The 18,730-nt window shown below is 38.3% G+C and carries 20 protein-coding genes and 3 tRNA genes; 9 read left to right on the top strand and 14 right to left on the bottom strand.

Going from position 1 to position 18,730, the window contains the following annotated elements; genetic code table 11:
* Positions 1 to 9: 9 nt before the first annotated feature.
* The 5 genes from HYV86_03500 to HYV86_03480 form a co-directional block, all read right to left on the bottom strand.
* Positions 10 to 723: a hypothetical protein gene (locus HYV86_03500; protein MBI2572897.1), complete on the bottom strand. Its 714-nt coding sequence runs from the start codon at positions 721 to 723 to the stop codon at positions 10 to 12.
* 71 nt (positions 724 to 794) lie between these two features.
* Positions 795 to 935 (bottom strand): hypothetical protein, encoded by a 141-nt coding sequence (locus HYV86_03495; protein ID MBI2572896.1) that lies wholly within the window; start codon positions 933 to 935, stop codon positions 795 to 797.
* A gap of 62 nt (positions 936 to 997) precedes the next feature.
* A complete protein-coding gene (locus HYV86_03490) occupies positions 998 to 1,441 on the bottom strand; it encodes a hypothetical protein (protein MBI2572895.1) in 444 nt (147 codons plus the stop codon).
* A 2-nt stretch (positions 1,442 to 1,443) separates the two neighbouring features.
* Positions 1,444 to 2,037 carry a metallophosphoesterase gene (locus HYV86_03485; protein ID MBI2572894.1) on the bottom strand — a complete coding sequence of 198 codons (594 nt, stop codon included), beginning with the start codon at positions 2,035 to 2,037 and terminating at the stop codon, positions 1,444 to 1,446.
* Positions 2,038 to 2,119: 82 nt separating this feature from the next.
* Positions 2,120 to 3,520: a radical SAM protein gene (locus HYV86_03480; GenBank protein ID MBI2572893.1), complete on the bottom strand. Its 1,401-nt coding sequence runs from the start codon at positions 3,518 to 3,520 to the stop codon at positions 2,120 to 2,122.
* A gap of 83 nt (positions 3,521 to 3,603) precedes the next feature.
* Between HYV86_03480 and HYV86_03475 the strand changes: the two genes are divergently transcribed.
* The gene (locus HYV86_03475; protein MBI2572892.1) at positions 3,604 to 4,623 is read left to right on the top strand and encodes a PLP-dependent lyase/thiolase; all 1,020 of its coding nucleotides are present in this window, start codon (positions 3,604 to 3,606) and stop codon (positions 4,621 to 4,623) included.
* Positions 4,624 to 4,637: 14 nt separating this feature from the next.
* On the opposite strand, the gene HYV86_03470 is transcribed toward HYV86_03475, so the two are convergent.
* Positions 4,638 to 5,210, bottom strand: a complete 573-nt coding sequence (locus tag HYV86_03470) for a hypothetical protein (protein MBI2572891.1) — start codon at positions 5,208 to 5,210, stop codon at positions 4,638 to 4,640.
* A gap of 86 nt (positions 5,211 to 5,296) precedes the next feature.
* Here HYV86_03470 and HYV86_03465 point away from each other — a divergent pair, with 86 nt between their 5' ends.
* The 3 genes from HYV86_03465 (at position 5,297) to HYV86_03455 (ending at position 6,214) form a co-directional block, all read left to right on the top strand.
* The gene (locus tag HYV86_03465; protein MBI2572890.1) at positions 5,297 to 5,620 is read left to right on the top strand and encodes a hypothetical protein; all 324 of its coding nucleotides are present in this window, start codon (positions 5,297 to 5,299) and stop codon (positions 5,618 to 5,620) included.
* A 184-nt stretch (positions 5,621 to 5,804) separates the two neighbouring features.
* Complete coding sequence (locus HYV86_03460) at positions 5,805 to 6,029, top strand: small nuclear ribonucleoprotein (protein MBI2572889.1); 225 nt, start codon at positions 5,805 to 5,807, stop codon at positions 6,027 to 6,029.
* Positions 6,030 to 6,040: 11 nt separating this feature from the next.
* A complete protein-coding gene (locus HYV86_03455) occupies positions 6,041 to 6,214 on the top strand; it encodes a 50S ribosomal protein L37e (protein MBI2572888.1) in 174 nt (57 codons plus the stop codon).
* A gap of 305 nt (positions 6,215 to 6,519) precedes the next feature.
* Here the strand turns inward: HYV86_03455 and HYV86_03450 are convergent, their stop codons facing one another.
* Positions 6,520 to 7,233, bottom strand: coding sequence for a hypothetical protein (locus HYV86_03450; GenBank protein ID MBI2572887.1), 714 nt, complete (start codon positions 7,231 to 7,233; stop codon positions 6,520 to 6,522).
* 179 nt (positions 7,234 to 7,412) lie between these two features.
* On the opposite strand from HYV86_03450, the gene HYV86_03445 reads away from it, so the two are divergent.
* Positions 7,413 to 7,576, top strand: a tRNA-Leu gene (locus tag HYV86_03445).
* Positions 7,577 to 7,683: 107 nt separating this feature from the next.
* On the opposite strand, the gene lysS is transcribed toward HYV86_03445, so the two are convergent.
* Positions 7,684 to 9,615, bottom strand: a complete 1,932-nt coding sequence (gene lysS / locus HYV86_03440) for a lysine--tRNA ligase (protein ID MBI2572886.1) — start codon at positions 9,613 to 9,615, stop codon at positions 7,684 to 7,686.
* A gap of 138 nt (positions 9,616 to 9,753) precedes the next feature.
* Between lysS and HYV86_03435 the strand changes: the two genes are divergently transcribed.
* On the top strand, positions 9,754 to 12,552 hold the full coding sequence (locus HYV86_03435; protein ID MBI2572885.1) for a hypothetical protein: 2,799 nt from the start codon (positions 9,754 to 9,756) through the stop codon (positions 12,550 to 12,552).
* On the opposite strand, the gene HYV86_03430 is transcribed toward HYV86_03435, so the two are convergent.
* The 4 genes from HYV86_03430 to HYV86_03415 form a co-directional block, all read right to left on the bottom strand.
* The gene (locus HYV86_03430) at positions 12,545 to 13,900 is read right to left on the bottom strand and encodes a hypothetical protein (protein ID MBI2572884.1); all 1,356 of its coding nucleotides are present in this window, start codon (positions 13,898 to 13,900) and stop codon (positions 12,545 to 12,547) included. The genes HYV86_03435 and HYV86_03430 overlap by 8 nt on opposite strands.
* 35 nt (positions 13,901 to 13,935) lie before the next feature.
* On the bottom strand, positions 13,936 to 14,163 hold the full coding sequence (locus HYV86_03425; GenBank protein ID MBI2572883.1) for a hypothetical protein: 228 nt from the start codon (positions 14,161 to 14,163) through the stop codon (positions 13,936 to 13,938).
* Between the two features lie 303 nt (positions 14,164 to 14,466).
* Positions 14,467 to 14,609 (bottom strand) — tRNA-Glu (locus HYV86_03420).
* A 109-nt stretch (positions 14,610 to 14,718) separates the two neighbouring features.
* Positions 14,719 to 15,012 (bottom strand): hypothetical protein, encoded by a 294-nt coding sequence (locus HYV86_03415; protein ID MBI2572882.1) that lies wholly within the window; start codon positions 15,010 to 15,012, stop codon positions 14,719 to 14,721.
* Positions 15,013 to 15,183: 171 nt separating this feature from the next.
* On the opposite strand from HYV86_03415, the gene HYV86_03410 reads away from it, so the two are divergent.
* Positions 15,184 to 16,014 (top strand): hypothetical protein, encoded by an 831-nt coding sequence (locus HYV86_03410; GenBank protein MBI2572881.1) that lies wholly within the window; start codon positions 15,184 to 15,186, stop codon positions 16,012 to 16,014.
* A gap of 67 nt (positions 16,015 to 16,081) precedes the next feature.
* On the opposite strand, the gene HYV86_03405 is transcribed toward HYV86_03410, so the two are convergent.
* Both HYV86_03405 and HYV86_03400 read right to left on the bottom strand, forming a co-directional pair.
* The gene (locus tag HYV86_03405; protein ID MBI2572880.1) at positions 16,082 to 16,951 is read right to left on the bottom strand and encodes an NAD(P)H-hydrate dehydratase; all 870 of its coding nucleotides are present in this window, start codon (positions 16,949 to 16,951) and stop codon (positions 16,082 to 16,084) included.
* An 84-nt stretch (positions 16,952 to 17,035) separates the two neighbouring features.
* Positions 17,036 to 17,569 (bottom strand): hypothetical protein, encoded by a 534-nt coding sequence (locus HYV86_03400; protein MBI2572879.1) that lies wholly within the window; start codon positions 17,567 to 17,569, stop codon positions 17,036 to 17,038.
* 124 nt (positions 17,570 to 17,693) lie between these two features.
* Between HYV86_03400 and HYV86_03395 the strand changes: the two genes are divergently transcribed.
* Positions 17,694 to 17,869: transfer RNA gene (locus tag HYV86_03395), tRNA-Ile, on the top strand.
* Positions 17,870 to 17,918: 49 nt separating this feature from the next.
* Positions 17,919 to 18,647: a TVP38/TMEM64 family protein gene (locus tag HYV86_03390; protein ID MBI2572878.1), complete on the top strand. Its 729-nt coding sequence runs from the start codon at positions 17,919 to 17,921 to the stop codon at positions 18,645 to 18,647.
* Positions 18,648 to 18,730 lie beyond the last annotated feature (83 nt).

Below are 18,730 nucleotides of genomic sequence, written 5' to 3'. Positions count from 1 at the left end.
AAAATCTTCTTACTGTGGCATTCCAGGGAAGCTAGGCATGTCTTGTGCAGCTGCAGGTAAGACAAACGCTGAGGCGTCGACACTGCGTTTAATTGATGTTGCTTTTAAGCTGCTCTGGATTGGTTTACTCGTCGTCATTTCTAGCAGAATACCATCGGCAGTATAACATACTGTTGCTTCGCTGTCTTGGTTGATGATTTCGTATGAGCTTCCAGTTTCACCAGCGATGTTACATGCACCTTTGTAGACCGGATTCACTTTGTTGGTTTCTACGTCTTTTTCAAGTTGTTCGCTTGCAAGAAGAGTGTTTGTTTGCATTTTATAACACATCCAAGATCCTGCCATGTTAGTACAAGAATAGATCATGTCTCCATCAAGGATGGTTTTACTTTCGCCTTGTTCCATTTTCATGTGATACGCAAGTTTAGGTAAATCTTGAACAAGCGTGAATTGGGAGTTTGCCTGTGGTGAGGTCATAGTATAGTCAGCAGTGTATTTTGTTCCTTTGCCACTGAGGAGTTCTTTGAGAGATTTACCTGCAGTAACGTCTACTTTTGCTTCTACTTTAGTATCGGCTTTCGCTTCAATTTTTGCAGCTTCATCGTTGTTTTGTTCTGGTGCTTCTTCATTTTCTTCTGTAGCTTGCGGGCTTTGTGTGCATCCTACAAGCAGGAGCGCGACAAGAAGAACACTGATCATACTAAATAGAATCTGTTTGTTCATATTTTCACCTATTTTTATTTCGTTTTGTAAACTTAGATGAAAAATAAAAACAAGAAATATAAATATGCCGATTAATTCTGCTCATGTTTGAGCCCGATTTCTTTACGAAAACCACATTCTTTGCAATATTGAACTTCATACATTCCATCTGCGAATTTATGCTGTCCGGTGTGAAGCGGCATCATACAGTCGGGGCAACGGTTGGTGTTCATGGATTAAGAGGTAGGCGGGTAATTTAAGAGCCTTTTGGTTTCCAGTACTCTGTTTTTGGAAATTATTCTTTATGGTTCTTTGGAAAAAAAGCGTTACAGATTGAAAAAAAAGCAGAATACTCTGGCTTATCAAATTGAGCATTAACTGGTTTTCCAAGACAATTTCCATCAATAGGTAATTCAAATTCAAACCAGACTCTTAGCGAGTTTACTGTTGGTAATTTTAAATTTCCATACTGTTGGATTGCTGTGAGATAATCTAAAACACACCCATCTCTTGTTTCAACTAAAAGTTGTTTATAATCTTCTCCGCTTGGTGTAGAATGAAGAAAGAGTAAGTCCATTTCTCCTTCTCTTTGAATGAAAAGTGCTTCGGCGTCTGTTGTAGTGCCATATTGGATTTGAAGTCTATTCAATTTCCCTCGAAGTAAATTTGGCTGAACTTGAAGTAACGTAATTCCTCTCTCTCGTGCAATTCGTTCACACATCATTTCTAGAATGGTCATTATTACAACTCGATAATTTTTCCAGTTTTTCCTACGTTGATGACTTTGGTTTTGCCTACCATTTCTTCAATACCATGGGTTTCGTGGATATGGCCGCAAATATGGATGTCAGGTTGAAATTCTTCTAATGCTTTGCGTACGCCAGAACTTCCTGGAAAAATAAAGCTGATCATGGTGTCAGAAGGTTGAACGTGAGTGACCATAATTGTTTTTTTAACATCGTGAAGTTTGCTGCGGGCATCTTTAAGAGTTTTGAAAAACTCTTCGTCGGTGAGTTGGTGAACACCAATATCACCATAGCCGCAGCCAAAAATACCAACATCGCCTTTCTGGATAGTGTACCCATGAAGATTTTTTGCTCCATATTTGTCGATAATAAAGCCAATTTCACTCATACCTTCGTGATTGCCTGGTAATACGGCAACTTCAAGACCTTTTTCTTTGAATGGTCCGACAAGTCCTTCTACGTTGCCTTTATGATCAGCAAGATCACCTGCGAGAATGACAAGATCAACGTGTTCGTCAGCGCCTTTTTGGGCCATTTTCTGCATGAATTTACGATCACCATGAATGTCGGAGAGGGCAAGGATTTTCATAAGGGGCTAGGAGGGAGGCTACTTTATAAAAATTTTGTAATTATTACTTGCGGGTGTCGACAATTAAATAATAGGTTAGAATTTAACGGTCATATTTGCCCATGTTAGATTGCATTACTAGTTCTATCTCTTGGTTTGTCATGTCAGGTGTGATTGGCATTATGGGGAGTGTTGTAGCTGTAGGTATATCACACATTTTCAAGAAATATTCGGTTGCAACTCGTCGCAATTCTTTATTGGGATGAGTTAGTGGGGAAGGAAGAGCAGTAAAATCAAGTGATTGAAACGATTCAGGATGTTGCATTAAAGCTTCAACTTGATGAGCATGATCTGGACTTATCCACCCCTCGTTGCCAGGTACAAATGCTTTGGCTACATGTGGTCTTGGAACTGCTTGGTATCTCTCAACCATGTCCATTGTGAATTCATAGGCAAGCTGTAATGTCTTCGGTGTATCAATTCCGTTGTGTCCAAAGACCATCAATACTTCGGGAGTGATTCCCAAGTCTTGTCGTGCTGATCGTATTGCTTCTAAACACTTGTTTTTAGTATTATGTCCTTTCTTTACGGCCTGCCATATTTGCGGTGTCATACCATCAATACCAAATCCAACGGCGTTAAAACCAGCTTCAACAAGTGCTTCAATACTTGGTGGTTGTTTGTCACGCGTTCTAAGAAAAGAATCAATAGTTGCGAGACCTCGAAGAGTTATTTCAAAATCGGGGTTATTTTTTCGAATTTCTTTAATTCCATTTGCGAAGCGTACTAATTCATGGGGTGTTTGAAAAACATCCAGATTTGACATGTAAATTTGGAGTTTGTCTATGCCTAGTATTTTTGCTCTGCTTACTAAATATTCAACATCTTTTTGCACAACTAATGGATTGCGATATTCTTCTTTAATTTTGATTACTTCTCCCGTTGTCGGATCTTTGGTTGTTCTTACTGCTGCACAAAAGTCACACGCGAATTTACATCCTTGTGAAACATACAATGAGATTTCTCGTGAAAGATATTCTTTCATTGATTCGTCATCAATTTTTTCATATGCTGGAATCAAAGAAGTTTGGCGTGACGAAGGTAAAGCTCTTTGGTCTAAATCAAGAATTCTAGCTACATTTTCATCATTATTTCCACTATGGGTAGATGCACCAAATAATCTTTCTAACTGTTGAGGACTTAATCCTGAAACAACTTGGCCTCCTATAAAGAAAGTCATTTCTTGTTGTGTTTCTCGTGCGATATCTTCATGAAGTCTTATTACTTGAGGAACATATGGTGAACCAAGTAAATTAGAACCAACATAGCGTGAGGAAATAGTTCTTGGTCGAAAATTTTCATCATGGAACGTAACGTCAACACCTGCTTGTAATAGTCTCGAACCTATTGTGAGCAACGACGTAGGTAAATATATATGCCCAATTCTGTCTTGCTCAACTGGTGGTGCATAGGTATGGCGTGGTTGGATGAGGTCTATTTGCATTTTAATTACTTATCAGTGACATTCTAAAATTGTTTTTCTTTTATAAAGTTAAGTATATATAACTGGTTTGCTTTTCCCTCAGAATGCTTACAGTCCAAGAAGAGAAAATTCTTCGAGCAATTAAAGTCTGTTCTGATAATGATCCTCTCAATCCTGAGTTTCCTCCAGAAAACCCTCGCTTTCCTGCGACCCCAATGTACAAAATTACAGTTCCTGGTTTTACAAATGTGTGGATTAAAGATGAGAGTTATAATCCTAGCGGAACACATAAAGATCGGATGGCATGGGAGATGGTGGTAACCTATAGAGATTTCTTATTAGCAAAAAAGGCAGGACGATTGACAAAGTTACCTCAGATGTCCATTATCACATCTGGTTCTGCAGGGTATGCAATTCAGAACCGATTTAGGGAATACGGTTTGCCGAATCTTAAATGTCTTGTTGATATAGATCTTGATCCAGCAATAAAACAAGAACTTAAAAAAATTGGTTGTGAGATTTATACTGCGTCTCTTTCTTCAAAAGCGTTGAATTGGGAAGATATTCTTAAATTAACGCAAAATCGGGATGGTATTGATATTACTTCATCAGATGCACTTGATCCTAATACTCGTTTCTATGATTGGTTGAGTTATGAAATCATCAACTCTTCTCCAGATTATTGTTTTATTCCTTTTGGTACAGGAAACCTCTATGAAAACATTTTGAATGTTTGTAAGAAGGAAATAACTGCAGCAGTCCATGATCCTCGTTTTCAGGGAAGTGTAGAACAATTGCGGAAATGTAACTTTATTGGTGCAACAGTGAATCGAAAAGCAAGTAAAGCTGAAAAATTATATTCTCCTCATTTACCATTCATTCATTTTGGTGACCAGTGGATTCGATTATATCGTTATGCAATGTATTGTGGTAATGATTCTGATGTATGTCCTCTACAAGAGAAGTATTTGGATCAAGCTGTGACCTTAGGTAACCAGTGTGGGCTTGCTTTTGAACCATCGGGGATTGCAGGATTAGGGATGCTGTTACAGATGAAACAAAAAATTCCTCGAGATGCAAAAATATTAATTGTTAACACTGGCAAGTGTAAAATACATTCTTAGATAAAGAATGAACTCTAATCCACATGTACGCGTCCTTTCAACTTCAGATCTAACATTAAATCTTCTAGTTTTCTTAACTCATATTTGACTGCGTCAACTTTACGGCGGATCTCATTATCGCGAAAGTCGAATTTGAGCATTTCGCCATAGATGCTATCTACGGTGTCGCGAATTTTAGTTACTTCATTTATTCGTCCTTTTCCTGCACAATAGACGGCGCGTCGGGTTAATTCACCTGGTAGATCACATAAACCCAGAATGTAATGCTCAGCAAGAACTTTGATGTCAGAAATAACCCCTTTTTTAACGAAATCATAATAGAGGATTGCTTCTACATATTCCTGGATGGCAATTTTGTAACTGCCTTCATATGCCATTTTTGCGTTGTGGGTGGCAATTCGTTCAAGTTCTTTGCGTTCTTTTTCAATTTCTTTGACTAATGCGGTGGCATTGTCTAACTCATCACGATGCACTGCATAGATGATTTGTTTACTGAGTTTGAGCACATCTCGGCTTTTTTTGATAAGGTGTTCGCGTTCTTCATCGTACGCTTGGAATTCTTTTTGCAGTTTGGAGAAATTAATCATAGTATTTGAAAAGCGAGATTGATTTATAATCTTTTGTACGTTTATATTATTCGATGTAATTTATATATTCTAACAGTACTATCTTAATGATGTCTGATCCTCTTGTTCAATTGTTGATAATTCTTTATGCTTCTGTGAGTATTATTTCGGTGATAGGTTATATCCCTACAATTAAAGATTTGTGGCATCATAAAAAAATGAGTATTAATATCGATTCTTACTTTATTTGGACTGTTTGTTATGGGGTTACTTTTTTGTATTGTCTTTTTGTTCTTCCTGATCTTTGGTTTGGGATTTATGCAGGACTCAATTTGCTTTTGTGCAGTGTCATTACCCTTCTGGGTGTAACCCTGCATTCATCACAAAAACGCAGCTTAAAACCATTACTTTCAAAAACAAAGAAAGTGTAAGCTAAAAGATGTAGCTGGATTAGCCGAGACCATACAAAAACAAAGCTTTTGGGGTTTAGAAATCGTCTGACGATTTCCAAAACCATCTGAAACTCTGTTTCAGGGTTTTAAAGCCAATAGCTTTGGAAACATTTATAAATCACCCCTTTTCCTATATCCTTACTCATAAGAGGGGGTTATCACAATGGAAGAATCACGTCCTTTAGACGCATTAAATCACGCTCGCAACAAAATCGTTATGGTTGACTTGAAAACAGGCGTTCGCTATGTTGGCAAACTCAAAGCATTCGATATTCATATTAATACTGTGCTTGATGATGCTGAAGAGCATTATAACGGCGAAATTCGTCGCAAGTTAGGAACAGTCTTTATTCGAGGAGATACAATTACTATTATCTCTCCTGCATAAGGTGATTATACATGACCAAAGGAACCGCAAGCCACGGACGAAAAACTGGTAAGAAAACTCATATCCAGTGTCGACGCTGTGGAGGACATTCATTTCACATTCATAAGAAACGCTGTGGGAAATGTGGCTATGGGGCAACGCCTCATACGCGTAAGTATAATTGGAACAAGAAAATTACTGCGTAATTTTCTGGTCCAAAAATCTTTGATTTTTGAGAACAAGAAAATTACTATGTAATTTTCTGTGCTGAAAAGTTTTACTTTTCATGAACAAGAAACTTACCCTGTAAGTTTTTTTTTCTTCTCTTTTTTGATAGTTTTATTATTCTTATTGAGTTGGTTTCTAGATTAGTCTTTATTTTTATAGCTTAGAATAGGTTCTTATAGATTAGAAGGCCGATTCGTTTTTTCTTGTACTCAACTAACTAAAAGCATATTACCTTCGCAAATAACATAATTTGATCTAACCTAAATTAAACTATTCTCCAATCCTATTTTGCTTGAATACGGATTGTTTCGTTATTTTCACTGCTGTTTGTTTGAGCCGATCCAAAAAAGGTTTGACACTCTTCACGTATCTTGGAGAATGATGCTTTGGCACAAATCGAAGGGTCATTTTTAGCTTTAGCTACTTGTACAAAGCAACGAGCACGGTAGAGTTCGTCTGAGTTAAAGATTTTATTACAAGTAGATTCATTTTGTGTTTGTACTGCGATTTTAGTGACACATTGATAATAAGGGTCGATAGTCCAAATACATAATTTATAATCATTTATTGCGTATGCTAATTCCTGATAACAACGGCTACGTTGTTCTCCAAATTGGATAAATCCACATTCAGTTGAAATAGTGGTCTGTTGGGCCATCTGAAAATGGCAGTTATTTTTCCAATAAGGGTCGCTAATAGTCTTACACCCTTTGGTTTCATTATTTTTGAGAATAATTTGAACTTGACAGTACGCTTTGGATTGAGGGTTTTCTATCTGTTCACAAACACTTAAATCCCCATTGGTTTTTACTTGTTCTACAAAACAGCTTTCTTTGAGACTTTGTATCTCTATTTTATCGCAGTTAGAGGTATTAAAATAACATTCGTCACGCGCAGGGTTTTCAAGTGCAGCACAAGTGTCATTAGGATCTTGGCAGGCAACAAGAATTAACGAAATTGCAAGTAAAATAGTGATTATAAACCAACTTTGTTTCATGAGTTATGAAGTTATTTTGGCTCTTATAAATCTTATGGAGAATTAATACCATAGCTCATCTTTGGTTTAGGTATAGAAAGATATAAAAAGATCCTTCCAAAAATCAATTTTATTACGAACGTGTTGGTAGCAAAAAATCGTTGATTTTTAAACCGATACGCTGGTTAGAGTAAAATTATGCGGACGTGCCGGAGCGGTCAAAGAGCTGTATTTTTAGGAATTCAGCACGACTTAACGGGATAGGCTTAGGTTGATTATAGGTTGTGTTAATAACATCCATTCCTATAATTGAAAGATACCTATTAGCTTAGTGCTTACCCAGGTTCGAATCCTGGCGTCCGCATTCATTTTTTTTAATTAGTCAGGTTCAAAAACGTATGTTTTTGTTTACCTGGCGTCCGCATTCATTTTTTTAATGAGTTTGACTTTTTATATTTAATTTCTTAAGAATTACTTATACAATGCAAAAGATTTGCTAATCTCATCAACATCTTTTTTATTGCCAAATACCAATATCCCTAAATATTCTACTTGGTCTGCCTTCTTTTGTTTGGTTTTTTCGATAACAACATTGTCGTTGGTTGTTTCTTGCATTTCCCGTGTGAATTGGGCTATTTCAAGATTTCTGTTATGCGCGTTTTCAATGAGGTCTTGTAGTTGTTTTTGTGAAGATGCAGTTTTGATCATAATCGCATGTTGAATATTGAGTTTAATTTTTTCTCCGTCTTTTGTTTCGATGGTATCTTGCAATAAGAGTTCTCTGCCCATACGAGCAGCGAAGGCAGCGTTGAGATGCGCGATTGTATTCATCTCCTGCCATGGTTCTAGTTTTGCTGCTTTGTTAATTACTGCTACTGCAATTTTGGTTTCTTTTGCTTTGCCAGTCTGTGTTTGAGAAATATGTTCTGGTTTTACTGTTGGGAATAAGATCACGTCACGAATTGATTCTACTCCGGTTAAGATGATAGCCATGCGGTCAATACCGAATCCTAATCCACCTGCTGGTGGCATGCCAAATTCAATAGCAGTGACAAAATCTTCGTCCATAGGATGCGCTTCTGCTGATCCAGCACGTAGGCTTTTAGCTTGGTCTTCTAATAACTCTCGTTGAAGTAATGGATCGTTTAATTCGGAGTACGCATTGGAGATTTCCATGCCCATACAAAAGGATTCAAAACGTTCAATAAGTCGTGGATCCTTGCGATGTGCTTTACATAAAGGCGTGGTCTCTTTTGGATGATCAATAATATGGGTTGGTTGAATAAGATGTTCTTCTACAAAATGTTCGAAAAGATGTTGTACTGCACTGCCCCAACTAAGCGGTTTTTCATATTCAATGTTTTCTTTGTTAAGTATTTTTTGTAATTGTTCTATACTTGAATTTGATGCATCTATTTTTGTGTACTGCTTAATAGCGTCGAGCATGGTTAAGCGTTTCCAAGGGGCTTTAAAATCAAGTGTTACTTCTTGGTTTTTATAGATACGTTTTACTTTTGTTGTTCCATGTATTTTGATACAAGCTTTTTCATAGACTTCTTCGAGATAGACCATCATTTTAGAGTAATCTACATACGCTTGATAAATCTCTAAAGACGTAAATTCTGGGTTGTGAGTTGTATCTACATCTTCATTGCGAAAGTTCTTGCAGATAGTGTACACTTTTTCAAATCCACCAACTAGCAGACGTTTTAGCGGCAATTCTGGAGCAATAGAAAGATACATTTTCATATCCCATGTGTTAATGTGGGTGATAAATGGTTTTGCGTTAGCGCCGCCATAAATTGTTTGAAGGGTAGGTGTTTCCACTTCTAAGAATCCTTTTTCATTGAAATAATCTCTAATTGCTGTTGTGATCATACTTCGTTGTTTGAATACTTCTTTACTAGAGGGATTACTAATCAAATCGAGATAGCGCTGTCGATAGCGAATTTCCACATCTTTAAGACCATGGAACTTTTCAGGAAGAACTAACAATGATTTACATAGGATTTGCGCTTGGCTCACTTGGATGGTTACTTCGCCCATTTTCGTTTTGAAAATAGTACCTTGAACACCAATGATGTCACCAAGGTCTGTCTTTTTAGTGAGTTGGGCATATTGTTCTTCACCTACATTATCTTGTGTAATGTAAATTTGGATTTGTCCCGTTTCATCTTGAACATGAAAAAAACTTGCTTTTCCCATGACGCGGCGTAGCATGATACGTCCAGCGATAGAAACATGTTGTTTAGTGTGTTCTTCGGGGTTGAGTTTTTCAAATTGATTTTTAAGTTGTTGGGCGTGATGGGTTTGAGAATAAGTATAGGGGTAGGGATTTACATTGTTTTGACGTAAATCTTGCAGTTTTTGGAGTTTAACTGGGTCGAGTTTAGGGTTGACCATGTGAAAAGATGCAGAGGGGTGTTTTTATAAATGTTTACAAAATAAATGTTTTAGTAGACGTTTTCATTTTGACTATTGAGATTTCTTTGTGGGGTTAGTCGCACTACCTTTTTATACTCAAAAATATTCATTTTGCGTATGGGTGCAAAAAGAGGACAGATAACGATCTTTATCATAATTGGAATTTTAATGGTGAGTGCGTTCATTTTCATCATCATGCTTTCTTCTAATACTCAAAAAGAGCAGCTTAAACAAGCGGAAGAAAAAATATTCACCGGCGCATTCAAGTTTCCTCAATTACGTATGGGTGTCGAAGACTGCTTGCGTGATGATCTTGACACAGGACTGAGACTGCTTGGAAAGCAAGGGACATTATGGCAAGGCGATCCTGGGGGTTTTTCCGTCTATGAAGAAGGCAAGACCGGACTTCTTCATCCGTCTGGTGATCGTGTCGCCTATGGCATTGCGCGTCAAGAGTATCCACAACCCCCCGATCGAGAATCTTATCAAGAAGCCTATCCTTGTCCCAACGATGAAGATAGTCCTTACTTTTGTCAATACACATTTCCCCATCCTGATGCTCAATTTGGTGCACGTCCATTCTTAACCACAGGTAAAATTGAAACTGCACTTGCAAAGTATATTGAAGAAAAAACTCAAGACTGTGTCAAAGAAATTATTGAAAGTAAAATTCAGTTAGGCTACCAATTAGAGCCAGGAAAATTGAAGACAAATGTTAACTTGGGGTACGATGCTATCGATGTTACCTCAGAATATGAAATGACCTTTCGCAGCGGAGAAGATACGGTTTTTCTTCCCACGACGTTTGATTTCACCTATCCAACCCCATTTTTCCGCTTTGCATCGGCTATTTTAACATTAGTTCGCGAGGAGCAACGGTTCATGGAGTTTGATATGGGGGATGAAGACATGCGAACGAGTGAAGTATTTGAATATCAATGGAAGCCAGCTGTACCTGATCAAGTAGTACCTGATAGCTGTGTTGATAACCGTGATGGAACCTATACTTGCACTTGGAAAAATCCTAAAGAGTGGATTGAGCAGACGATTACACAGGTTGAGGTTGTCAAAGATCCAACCACAGGTGATGACATTTTTGAATTTCATACCTCGGTTCTAAGCCCGCTCAACCAACAGCCGTATCTTTTCCGTCTTGCCGTTCAAAATCGTGCACCTGCATTAGATTATGTGTCACGTAACGCCTGTCCTGCGATTTATGATTATTTGGTTATTCCGGGAGATAATCAGAAAGGCGATCTTGATATTACACTTAACGCTCAAGATCCAGATAATCCTTCTCAGGTGATCCACTATCGTTTTACAAATCCACAAGATGAACTAGAATGGGATGGTGCTTGTATCAATGGGGTTTGTGGTGATCGACCAGTTGTTGTGGAATTTCCTGCTGATGATGAAGATCTTTCTGCTGAGAAATATGTTCTTCGTGCAGAAAGAATTGCTGCTCTTTTTGGCGATCAACCAGGTTTATATGGTCTTATAGGTCATGCCTCAGACGGAAAAGTTGAAGACAATCAAACCATTCGTGTTCTAATTGATCGACCTATGACCATGGATGTCAAGATGGATATGCCTGAATACAGGTTTACCCAAAACGATGATCCCACAGGCCCACCGCTTCGTTCGTATGCACAGACTATTGATGCACAAGGCGACGATAAGGTCTATCTCGCTTCTATCGAAGATCCTGTCTTTGTCACGATTGAGTATCCGGAAAATCCCTCTTTGAACAACCGACAACTCCAACATTTACGTTTATCTTATGTCAATGATGAAGAAACAGAGAAATTTGAATATACTAAAGATCTTCAACCTACAAATGTAAATGGTCACTTCCAATTTGCTTTGCCTTGGTTTCGACAAGATCTCAATGGCATTGATTGGTATAAAGATGGGGGAAATGCTGATTTGATTTCTCGTTGGAAAGATGAAACGGGAAGTCCTTCTCCTAATTTGCTTGGGCCGGATGCACGAGGGGAGAATTCTTTTTCAGCGTTTCAACAAAAAGGGTTGGGGACACTCACACTTGAACTTGATGTTGCGTATTGTCCGACTGATGCCACAACGACAACATCGACAGAAAGTATTGCCGTGCGTGTTGATGGGTGCGTACCTCATGTTAATCCAGAACATCCTTGGCCGTATCCGAAACATTATTTGAAATATCAACTTAATGCCGATGGCACTACAAATTTTGACATCCCCCCCACAGAAGATCATACGTTTAACCCTTTCTTGGCAACACATGCGTGTTGCAATCCAGTTACTCGTGAACCATATAATCGTGAAGACCGAAAAGAGTGTTTTGCAGGCGAGTCGCAGATGGGTTGTTTTGGAACAGCAGATGAATTAGGTAGCATTGCTCGTCTTGATGCTACTGCTGGCAGTGGTTTAAGAGCTGGATATATTCTTGAAACGAGCAAGGAAGTTGGAACCTGTGACGGACTACGAGGCAATACGTGTACTAATATTAATTTTGTTGCCGAATCAATTGAAGATGAAGATTTGAAATGCTTTGATGTCTCGCGGGAAACTGATCCAGATGTTATTTCTTCTTGTGACAAAGTTGCGCCAGCGTGTGCTGGTCGCTCTCCATGGACATACCAATTGGCAGGTGATGGTGCGGGAGCAAGTCCAGGATTCTGGTGTCATGGACCTGTAGGATGTGGGGATGAGAATAGACAAGTTTGTTCAACAGCAATTGTGGAAGATGTTGCAGGTAGAGGACGGTTTAATGTAGAGGATTTTAAAGATCTCGGTGAGGAGGATTATCATTGCGGGTGTGATCCAGAAACCGATGTCAATGAAAACGCTAAGAAATGTATTAACTTAAATCAGGGGTTACCCGGTGAATGTAGAATAATCAGAAGAGGATCAGTCAGCTGCGTGCCTAATTAGTTTTAGGTCGACCGACACATAATCTAAATTCCAACGATCCCCCTGTTTCTCCCCCATCAATGTATAGTCCTGCTGAAGGTTTTAAATTCGGAAGTGGACCTGATCTCGAGATTTCGCTCCCATTCGCAAAGAATATTGTCTCTTGTGGTGTTGCTTCAAATTGAATAGTAAAATGGTCATTCAAAACCTGTTGATTTAGACAGGGAACGGTTCGATCATCATTACTATCAACAGAAAGTCCGCAGTACATCTGATTGGGATCTAAAGGGATATCTAGAAACATCCCTATATTAGCACCTTCGCCAGTCTTTTCACCTAGGCCAATGCCAAATCCGATACCTCCCGTTCGAATACCGCGAAGTTCAACAATAAGACCTTCATTCAAATCTAAAAGCTCACGATCCACAAAATAGCCATCATGCCTTCCAGCAAATACAATAACCCCTTCCTCGCCGGGAGTAAATACCTCTGGTCGATTTGCTTTCCATTCATTTCCCATCGTATTCCCATTCAGACAATCAATCAATTCCATAGGTTCCGGGCGCAATTCTCGCACTGGTCGATCATCTCGACAGCCTGCAAGAACTTCTTCTGCTAACCGCCCATCAACTATTTCAGGAGGAAGTGTTCCCGCTGTATTAAGTTCAATAAGCAACGATGTATCTTGTGGTCGTGCCGGTACTCTGCTAAAAACAGCATAATCGGCATTTGGGTTAATTGGATATCGTTCATCAGCAATTTCTTTAGCAAGATTAGCAACATATGAAATAGACCATCCAGAACCGAGAGCTCGATCAAGAATTTTCTCCAAAAAGAATCGTGCAAAGTCTTCACTCTCGATCACTTGTTGACCAGTCATACGATTATCACAGTGATATTGGCCATCAGTAAAATACCATTGATTAAGATCAAAAAGAATTTCTTCATTTTCCGGAGTAATTTTGACAGGAGAATCAAGTTCAATATTACGTTGGCTTAAAGCAAATTGACGTTGGGCATACTCTTTAGCTTGAAGACCTTGTTCAACCTCTCCCCCATCTTCAAATACTGCAATACCAGCAAGTCCCAAATCTCCATTAAATGCTTTACATACATCTCTTGATTTCTCGCCACGAAAGCTGAGACAATCAACTGTAAAGGGGACTGATTGAATTTGACCCTCTAATGTAACATATACGGGATCTATTTCACGAAAAGAATAACTTCCATTATTGTTAAAACGTCCTACTGATTCCGTTATACTAAAAGGAGTTTTAGGATTAGAATCGCCAACTTTATCAGAACCAGGTGCTCCTTCGCCACATGCACTTAATGCAATGGCAAGTCCAGCATAATGTAGCATACGCATTGTACTTGCTAAAAAGGGACGATTCTATTTAAATCTTATCGCGTGTACCACACGCGCATAATCACAGGTATAGCAGGCAAGATTATCACGGCCAGAATAATTGAGGTGCTGACCACATCAGAACTCGTGATCTGGTAGATTCGCGTCATGCCGACATCAAGCACACCAAACCAGAGATAAACTAAATACAGCAGAATTGGAATATCTTTCCTGAAAGCGTGCTGTAACGCTTCTTTCCAAAAACTCTGATCAAGTTTTGCCACGTCTTAAGTATAGGTATTAGAATATATAAATTCTACTCTTGCACAAAACCACCGATCCAACAGCACTCCAAAAATCAACTAAAAGTATTGCTGTGCGTGTTGATGGGTGCGTACCTCATGTTAATCCAGAACATCCTTGGCCGTATCCAAAACATTATTTGAAATATCAACTTAATGCCGATGGCACTACAAATTTTGACATCCCCCCCACAGAAGATCATACGTTAACCCTTTCTTGGCAACACATGTCTTCTGTAGGGAATTCTATTCATAAACGCAATAAGGCTAGAACGAAAGATAAAGTGCCCTGGCCGGGATTCGAACCCGGGTCACTGCCTCTCTTCGACAGAAGAGCTCGAAAGCTCCGCTTTCCGCCGCGAAAGGGCAGTATGATAGTTTACCCTTGCGTGTCGTAAGACATACAATCCGGGCTACACCACCAGGGCGTTTAGGGCGTTGGAGTGTGAATGCTTTAAAAACCTTTTGGCTTATTGAAAATGACTTGCCTAAACCTAGGAAAAATGGTTTTTGTTGTTTCAAATCTAAATCTAGTATCTATTCTGATTTTGGCTCATTTTTTTGTTTTCGTTTCTTTGGTGCTGATTTTGATGGTGTTACCTCAGGAGTAGTGGAAACTGTTGCAGTTGGTTTTTTTTCACGATGAAGTATTAAGTAAATGATTGGTAGAATTCCAATGGTGTTTAGGAGTAAAATAAGAATAAACCATACAGTATGTTTATTACGAGCAGCATGCCAGAGAGCAAGTCCTTGCCATAGTAAGTGCCAGATAAGTAGGAACGCGATTATACCTACGGTAAGAATAGGTCGTTGATAAAGTTCATATAACATACATCTTCCTCCAAAATGAATTAAACGCTTTTTACAACTTTTTATAGTTTTCTGTAGTAGAGTTAGTTGTCGGTGTATTTTTTGCTATCTTGCAATTTCATGATACTTATGTTTTTCTTCTTAGTCTTTAGTGCCAATAATTATTTAAGCAATGGTTGCGCAGATTTCGTTATGAAGATGTTAATGAAGATGTTAATGAAGATGTATTTGTTTATTGTATTTGTAGTTTTATTTAGTTTATCTGTGTTTGCGAGTGAAGAGTTGGCTTTTAGCTTATCTCAACAGGACACTCTTCTCTCTACTTCTGGTGTTGTAGGTAATCTTTTCTTATGCGGAGAAGATGAGCCTGCTGTTGAGTCTACTTTGCGTGGTGTTGTTGCTGATCTTAAAACATTTCACCAGTATGACCCAAATCGTGATTGTTACTGGCAATATAGTGCGTTGGATTTAACTTGTGACGAAGATGCGTGTTTCTTTCGTTTATCTCAACCGGTTGTGACTCCTTATCGGGTCGTGGTGTTTGTTCCGGAATTATCTCATCTTTTTATCTCAAAAGAAGTATCGTTTTCTACGAGAGGGACATTTCGCCTTTCTTTGCAAAAAGAGGGGGTTGCAAATCTTTCTTCTACAACTTCTTTTTTTGAGAGAGAGGAATGGATTTGGTTTGTACGTCTTATTCCGTTGCTCTTAGTTCTTGAAATTGCGATTGCATTTCTCTTTGTGCGACTTTATAATCTCACTGTGCGAGTTGTTCGCACATTATTTATTCTAGATATTATTCTGTTAGTAACATTGTGGGCGTTATGTTCTTGGTTGTATATCTCTACAGGGGTTTTATGGAGTTACGTATTGATTGCAGTACTATTGCGGTTCTTCATTACTATTGAAACAATGTATTTTGTTCATAAAAATATTCTTCAACGAGAAGGTGTTTGGCTATTGGTTTTGTTGATGCACGTCTTTAGTGGTATAGTTGGATTAAGTCTGGTGTGGCTATTGTAATTTTCTTTGATCCTACAGAAATCTAACTCTTACATGATTTAATCTGCTTCTGTATCTAACCCTATCTTTACGGTTTCTTTACTTTTTTATCCATTGCGAGAACTTTTCCTAGGTCTTCAACAATGTCAGAGGCAATAAAACTATATCCTTTTTTGTTTTTTAACAAGATGTCCGCAACATATCCATTAATGTAGGATGCGGCAACTGCGCTTTTGAAAAGATCTCCGCTTTTCGCGAGAAATCCTGCGCAAATACCTGCAAGCACATCACCTGTTCCTGCTTTAGTCATGCCTTGATTTCCGGTTCTATTAAATGCGATTTTGTTCTTCGAGATAATAATGTCTGTTGGTCCTTTTACGAGCAAAACATTGTCGTTTTGTAAGAAATAACGAAGGTTGCCTTGGAGAATTTCTGCTTTCTCTTTTGGATTTGCTTCACGTAATTTTGGTAAAAGAAACTCTTTGTTACTATTAATCAACATTTGTTCGAGTTCCTTTTCATGTGGGGTAAGAATAGAGTTACTAAATTCTTTAAATGAGAGTCCTTTTAGAGCATCTGCGTCTATTACTTTTAACTTTGGGGATTTACGGATAAAATATTGACAGAACTTATCTGCATGTTTGGTTATCCCGTTACCAATAAGTATTGCATCATATTTTTCAACTTGTTTGACCATGTCTTTTGCAAGTTTTACAGTGAACGCGACTTTGATTTTTTGTGTGAGTAGATCTGGTGAATAACGATTAATTGCCCAAGCGACTTTTTCTGGTGAAGCAACGGTTACAAGATCGCATCCAGAACGCAACGCTGCAAGACCAGCAAGAACAACTGCTCCGACGTACTCTTCTGAACCGCCAATGATTAAAACGTGACCGTTTTCTCCTTTATGAGAAGTTTTTTTACGATCCATTAATTTACGTAGCTGGTTAATGTTCATGGAACGCCTCTTTATGCTACAAATACCTATTTTTTCTTTTATATATCTTTATTGTAATCTAAAAGTAGTGTAAATTTCAAAGTCTTATTTTGCTCTTTTTTGTTCTTCTAAACAAGTCCAATAATTTCTGGTAATATCTATAGGAGGGAGTTGCGGATTGGCTCTTGTAATAATCTGGTTTAGAGTGGAATTACTGGTAAATCCACATAAATTTATCTGTTCAGTCACTGCTTCCCAAAGAGTTATCTCTTGGTCGTGATCTTTATCAAGACAATATATTAATTTGGGAAGTGGGAGGCGAATTGTGGCGGGCTGTTCTTTTTGCATTAGGAGATATTCATCAATACTTATCTCTTTTTGAGAGTCATACACGCAGGTGGAACCATCTCGAAATGGGGCAGTTTTGGAAGCATAAACGGCAAGAACTATTTGTAAAGGTTGGGTATCCTCAATATTATATTTGGGGGATTTTCTGTTCTGGTTTGGGGTTTGGTAATCTGCAATGAGTGGTGTTTTTTCTAGATCGGAAGTATAATTAATCTGATATGTGGCGCAACTGGGTGTTGTCGCGATTGTGCCTGCGGCAAATAGAGCTATACTAGCGAAGTGAGTGTTCATTAAATCTGGTGCTAGCATTGTTTTTATAAATGTACTTGGATTGTAGCTATGCTTGTTGGCTCATTGTTTTTCTGCTTCATCTGTGTAGGAAATCTTTTAAAGCAGGTCTTTTTCTAGAAAATGTGGCCCCGTAGCTTAGCCTGGTGGAGCGCCGGTCTTATATGGCAGCGTTCCATGCGCTTGTTTAAGCAAGCCGGTGGTGGCGAGTTCAAACACAGCTTTTAAGAAAACCTGGGAAAAAAGCGGGCATGTGCTTCGCTTAGCCCAGCAGGTTGCTGATTGAAAGTCTCGCCGGGGCCATTCTTTTAATTTCCATACTTTTTTATACTATTTTTTTCTTCTAAGATGAGTGAAAACAAAACATCGTATGTTTGTGTATCTGCTCTTAGTCTTTATTATTTTAATAAATATCATTCCTGTTCTGATAGTTCATTCTCCTGCTTCTTTCTTAACCCTTCTCTCAACCCCTGATCTTGTTCGTAATTTCTTGATTACAAGTGGGGGATGGGGTATTGTATTATTTGTTGTGTTAATGGGTGTTTCTATCATTTTACCAATTCCAAGTACGCCTATTGCTCTTGCGGGAGGATATGTTTATGGTCTTTTTTTTGGAACGCTACTAGCTCTTGTTGGTTTGGTAATAGGTTCATGCACAATATTTTTCTTGGTACGGCGGTATGGTAAACCTCTTCTTGAAAAGCTCGTTGATGCGCATCATATTGCTCATTTCAATCATATTTTTGCACGACGCGGTCCTGCGGCTGCGCTTATTTCTTACATTATCCCCATCTTTCCTAGCGACACGGTAACTCTTCTTTTGGGTCTTACACCTATCTCATTTAGGACTTTTTTGTTTATTCTTATCGGGGGACATATTCCTCGTTATTTAATTTTGAATGGTGTTGGTGACACGTTTCAGGTTGGTTTTTCAATGTATTCCGTGTTGTTCTTGGCGGGAGGTGCAGCACTGCTTTTTACAGTTATATTTCGACGTAAACTCAAGATGTTGTTTTTCAAAGAATTACATGCTTTTGAGAAAACTATTCGTTATAACCATAAAAAGAAACGTATTGTTTGAGCTTAATTTTGTTGTTGGTTAAGTTTTAAATCAGATGAATATAGTCATTTAGTATTCATCTTTACTTTCTTTGTCTAAAAATT

The organism is Candidatus Woesearchaeota archaeon, assembly GCA_016188115.1.
Taxonomy (GTDB): domain Archaea; phylum Nanobdellota; class Nanobdellia; order Woesearchaeales; family GW2011-AR9; genus JACPIK01.
This window is presented reverse-complemented; position numbering and strand designations above follow the sequence as displayed.

Excerpts from the sequence above, each read along its gene's own strand:
- HYV86_03455 (MBI2572888.1), top strand. The coding sequence starts at position 6,041 with ATGACCAAAGGAACCGCAAGCCACGGACGAAAAACTGGTAAGAAAACT.
- HYV86_03415 (MBI2572882.1), bottom strand. The coding sequence starts at position 15,012 with ATGTTATATGAACTTTATCAACGACCTATTCTTACCGTAGGTATAATC.
- HYV86_03500 (MBI2572897.1), bottom strand. The coding sequence starts at position 723 with ATGAACAAACAGATTCTATTTAGTATGATCAGTGTTCTTCTTGTCGCG.
- HYV86_03400 (MBI2572879.1), bottom strand. The coding sequence starts at position 17,569 with ATGAACACTCACTTCGCTAGTATAGCTCTATTTGCCGCAGGCACAATC.
- lysS (MBI2572886.1), bottom strand. The coding sequence starts at position 9,615 with ATGGTCAACCCTAAACTCGACCCAGTTAAACTCCAAAAACTGCAAGAT.
- HYV86_03475 (MBI2572892.1), top strand. The coding sequence starts at position 3,604 with ATGCTTACAGTCCAAGAAGAGAAAATTCTTCGAGCAATTAAAGTCTGT.
- HYV86_03460 (MBI2572889.1), top strand. The coding sequence starts at position 5,805 with ATGGAAGAATCACGTCCTTTAGACGCATTAAATCACGCTCGCAACAAA.
- HYV86_03465 (MBI2572890.1), top strand. The coding sequence starts at position 5,297 with ATGATGTCTGATCCTCTTGTTCAATTGTTGATAATTCTTTATGCTTCT.
- HYV86_03490 (MBI2572895.1), bottom strand. The coding sequence starts at position 1,441 with ATGACCATTCTAGAAATGATGTGTGAACGAATTGCACGAGAGAGAGGA.
- HYV86_03450 (MBI2572887.1), bottom strand. The coding sequence starts at position 7,233 with ATGAAACAAAGTTGGTTTATAATCACTATTTTACTTGCAATTTCGTTA.
- HYV86_03470 (MBI2572891.1), bottom strand. The coding sequence starts at position 5,210 with ATGATTAATTTCTCCAAACTGCAAAAAGAATTCCAAGCGTACGATGAA.
- HYV86_03430 (MBI2572884.1), bottom strand. The coding sequence starts at position 13,900 with ATGCGTATGCTACATTATGCTGGACTTGCCATTGCATTAAGTGCATGT.
- HYV86_03485 (MBI2572894.1), bottom strand. The coding sequence starts at position 2,037 with ATGAAAATCCTTGCCCTCTCCGACATTCATGGTGATCGTAAATTCATG.
- HYV86_03495 (MBI2572896.1), bottom strand. The coding sequence starts at position 935 with ATGAACACCAACCGTTGCCCCGACTGTATGATGCCGCTTCACACCGGA.
- HYV86_03480 (MBI2572893.1), bottom strand. The coding sequence starts at position 3,520 with ATGCAAATAGACCTCATCCAACCACGCCATACCTATGCACCACCAGTT.
- HYV86_03410 (MBI2572881.1), top strand. The coding sequence starts at position 15,184 with ATGAAGATGTTAATGAAGATGTTAATGAAGATGTATTTGTTTATTGTA.
- HYV86_03435 (MBI2572885.1), top strand. The coding sequence starts at position 9,754 with ATGGGTGCAAAAAGAGGACAGATAACGATCTTTATCATAATTGGAATT.
- HYV86_03405 (MBI2572880.1), bottom strand. The coding sequence starts at position 16,951 with ATGAACATTAACCAGCTACGTAAATTAATGGATCGTAAAAAAACTTCT.